We start from the raw sequence: 2,512 nt of genomic DNA on the forward strand, positions 1-2,512 counted from the left end.
CATACCTTACCGATAGAATTGTAAAACTTTGTAAGAACACCTACTAATAAATATGGGCGACTACACATTTAGATAATCCAAAATCTGTGACGTACTTGCAGGTGGTAGCAGGCGGGTGTGCCGGGGGCCGGGGTAGGTTGCCTTGTTTGCCTATGCCGGGAGGGCATGGCGGCCGGGTGTACACCTAGGCCTGGAGGGCCTGTTCGATGCCTAGGGCAAGTTGGTCGGCGCAGCTGGTGCCTTTGAAGCCGCAGAGGTTGCCCTTGAGAATTTCTACGGTGTGGGCTGCATCGGCGCCCTCAAGGAGTTTGCTGATGGCGAGTGTGTTGCCTGCGCATCCTCCGGTGAATTTTACGTTGTGAAGCTTGCCGTCCTCAATTTCGAAGTCGATTTTGCGGGCGCAAACTCCCTTTGGTGTGTAGCTGTATTTTTCCATTTAAACTCCTTTTCGCTCTGCCAGTGAGCGTATTACATTGTGTCTATTGAATTTAGCATGTCTAGGTTTTTGACTTCCGTTTCTGTAAATACATCCTCAGAAAAATCTGCAGGCATTACAGATGGAGAGTACCAAACCTGACCCATGAAATAATTCATTATTTCTGAATCTCTGAAACTATAACCGTGACGGGCATAGATTTCATTTTTTGCGATGTGTATAACCTCCGCAGGTACATTTTCAAAATCTGCAGTGGTGTAAACTGTTGTGTCTGTGTTGAATAAGTATGTGCAGTAGCAAGCATCACCGGTGACACCACGTGATGTTTCCCAGTAGCTCGATACTGTAGGCCAGTATTTGTTGTCTGTAAGGTATTGGCTGCGTTCGGATATTGCCGCAGAAATTTCCTCTGACGACCAGTCTTTGATGGTGTCAACGTATTCGCCAGGATCTACAACTGTGATAACAGAATTATCTTCCACAGCCTCCTCTGAGGATTCTGTGGATTCTGCTGTGTCGGTTGTTTCTACAACTTCTTCCTGGGCTACTGCATTTTCCTCGCTCACTGTAAGTTTTTTATCCTTCTTGTGAAGGGCATTATAAGAAAAACAGCCTGCAAGTAGACCTACCACTATACATACTACGATTTCAATTGTCCATCGACGAACATTTTTGTTGTTATAAAGCTTAACTATAAGCTTACGCAAATCATCAAAACGTGAAAACATTCCTTCCATAGCTACTCTTCCCTTTTCCATTTTTCTTTAGAGTATACCATATTTTGACGAATTTGTTACATTATATTGCATTTTTGTTACATTGTTCGCTCAATTTCGTTTCTTGTAGCATTTACGCTACCTTGAGCCATTTGCTTGCTGCCGCCACCTTTGGCTCCTAAAAGCTCTCGCATTCCTGCTGCAATTGCTGCGCAGTCCCTAGTCTTGCTTCCAATTACAAAGTTGTAGCCATCATCGTCATTTCCTGAGAATATGCAGCACAAGCCATCATGCTTTTCAACTAAAGCGTTGACTCCATCTCGCATTATCTTTGCATCTAAATCTTCAGAGAAGATTGTGATATCAGGAATATCAGATTGATAGCTTTCTATTTGATTCATCAGTATTCCTGATTTGATATCGCTTATACGATATTTTAACTGCTTGCCTTCATCCATCAATGAAATGATCTTATCTGGCACTTCATCCTCTTTGCAGCTCAATGTGCGGTACGCTTTAGCCAGCAATTTCATACGACGATTGTAGTCGTCTAAGGCTCTTAATCCACAAAGGATATAGATTCTTGTTCCGCCTTTGTATTTCTCGTATGATACCACTTTTAACATGCCTACCTGGCCAGTGCTTTTAACATGTGGTGCACAGCAGGCACATAGATCAACTCCTTCGATTTCCACCAATCGAACTGGGCCATCAATTTCTTTTTTACTTCTGTAGGCTATTGCTCCAAGCAATTCCTGCTGTGGATAATATGCTTTGACAGCCACATCTGCGGCAATGATTTCATTTGCCTTTCTTTCGATATGCTCAACCATATCCTCTGAAAGCTCTATATTCAGATCAAGTGTGACCGTGTTGTCGCTAAGGTGGAATCCAACATTTTCAGCACCATATTCATTATGAGCAAGTCCTGTAAAAATATGCTCTCCTGTATGCTGCTGCATATTTGAAAAACGATGGTCCCAATCAATCACACCATGAACTTCCTCACCAATCAGGAAGCCCCCTTTGCAGTAGTGGTAAACTGTATCACCCTCGATTTGCACATCCACCACCTGATGCTCATCTAAATGGCCTATATCGCTGGTCTGTCCTCCCTGCTCAGGGAAAAATAATGACTTATCCAGTACCACCTTGTAAAGCTTTTGATCATCGATTATGGCTTCATCACAAGATATTACTTTTCCATTAAACTCTTTTGCAAATGCATCTTCATCATAAAGTGCTATTGTTTTCATATATATTCACCCTCGTATAATATTTTAGATACATTAAATGTACCTTGATAACTTAATAAATATCTGTTCAATAGGCTTAGTTAAGCCCATGATATAATTGTCCC

At 42.2% G+C, this 2,512-nt stretch carries 3 protein-coding genes; all 3 read right to left on the reverse strand.

What is annotated here, in order from left to right; genetic code table 11:
- Positions 1-184: 184 nt before the first annotated feature.
- On the reverse strand, positions 185-436 hold the full coding sequence (locus tag BM102_RS14125; RefSeq protein ID WP_033152943.1) for a TIGR03905 family TSCPD domain-containing protein: 252 nt from the start codon (positions 434-436) through the stop codon (positions 185-187).
- Between the two features lie 32 nt (positions 437-468).
- Positions 469-1,173 carry a YARHG domain-containing protein gene (locus tag BM102_RS14130; RefSeq protein ID WP_177194983.1) on the reverse strand — a complete coding sequence of 235 codons (705 nt, stop codon included), beginning with the start codon at positions 1,171-1,173 and terminating at the stop codon, positions 469-471.
- Positions 1,174-1,250: 77 nt separating this feature from the next.
- A complete protein-coding gene (locus tag BM102_RS14135; RefSeq protein ID WP_090483020.1) occupies positions 1,251-2,408 on the reverse strand; it encodes an alanyl-tRNA editing protein in 1,158 nt (385 codons plus the stop codon).
- Between the last annotated feature and the right edge of the window lie 104 nt (positions 2,409-2,512).

The organism is Pseudobutyrivibrio sp. JW11, from assembly GCF_900115355.1.
GTDB lineage: Bacteria > Bacillota > Clostridia > Lachnospirales > Lachnospiraceae > Pseudobutyrivibrio > Pseudobutyrivibrio ruminis.

Bases quoted from the DNA above. Each gene is read 5' to 3' on its own strand.
- BM102_RS14130 (WP_177194983.1), bottom strand. From the start codon at position 1,173: ATGGAAGGAATGTTTTCACGTTTTGATGATTTGCGTAAGCTTATAGTT.
- BM102_RS14125 (WP_033152943.1), bottom strand. From the start codon at position 436: ATGGAAAAATACAGCTACACACCAAAGGGAGTTTGCGCCCGCAAAATC.
- BM102_RS14135 (WP_090483020.1), bottom strand. From the start codon at position 2,408: ATGAAAACAATAGCACTTTATGATGAAGATGCATTTGCAAAAGAGTTT.